At 42.8% G+C, this 783-nt stretch carries 1 protein-coding gene and 1 pseudogene; one reads left to right on the forward strand and one right to left on the reverse strand.

The window, feature by feature from the left end:
* Positions 1 to 413 (forward strand): hypothetical protein (locus HMPREF9141_RS13745; protein ID WP_007369114.1); only part of this gene is annotated, 413 nt, incomplete at its 5' end.
* On the opposite strand, the pseudogene HMPREF9141_RS13750 reads toward HMPREF9141_RS13745, so the two are convergent.
* Positions 404 to 783, reverse strand: a pseudogene (locus tag HMPREF9141_RS13750) (hypothetical protein); the annotation flags it as partial. The gene HMPREF9141_RS13745 and the pseudogene HMPREF9141_RS13750 overlap by 10 nt on opposite strands.

Consider the following 783-nt stretch of genomic DNA (forward strand, 5'->3'; position numbering starts at 1 on the left):
CGTTCGCTGGCCGTACGATAAAAGGATTCAAGGAGTTCCAATATTTCACGTCTTTACGTAACGGTCGTGGATATTTTGCTGGTTCTACATTTGGGACCATCATGCTGCCGGAAGGGTTAAAGGTAGTTCCACATTCTATGTTTGCGAATTGCAAGGGGGAATGTGTGATAATTCCTGCGACTGCGACAGCACTTGATGAATTGGTCTTTCATGATTCTGAAATAAAGAGTTTAGTCCTAAAAGGGGACGTATTACTAGAAGCAGATAGATATTGGTGCTGTTTGGGTTGTCATCTTGATAATTTGTATGTGGCCTCTCATTTGATAGAGGAGTATAAGCAGAGTCCTGATTGGGGTAAGAGGTGCCTGTTCTACATAAAGCATATACGCCCCTTGAGCGAGTATCAACCGTGATACTCACTCATCGGGTGAAGAAAGCTGATAATATCTTCTCCTGCGCCGTTGTTATATGATGCCCATCTGTCTCTATATGTTTCAAGTGATTTGTCTGGAACGAAAATCCGTAAGCCTTTAGGGTATCTGTAATGTGTATCTATATACATAAAGTTTGAAGATACAGCTGGAGGGATGTCCCCGCACATCACGACTGTGCTCAGGTTGGGACTCCCGAGAGAAAACCACGATCCAATAAATGTCATAGAGCCGGGTATCCATGCCTCTCTAAGATTAGGACAGCCTGCAAATATCTGTTGAGTATTATCATCCAAAGAAGTGAAAAAACGGAGTTCCTTTAAGGTCTTCAAGCGTTCATCTCCTCTAAACA

Source organism: Prevotella multiformis DSM 16608 (genome assembly GCF_000191065.1).
GTDB lineage: Bacteria > Bacteroidota > Bacteroidia > Bacteroidales > Bacteroidaceae > Prevotella > Prevotella multiformis.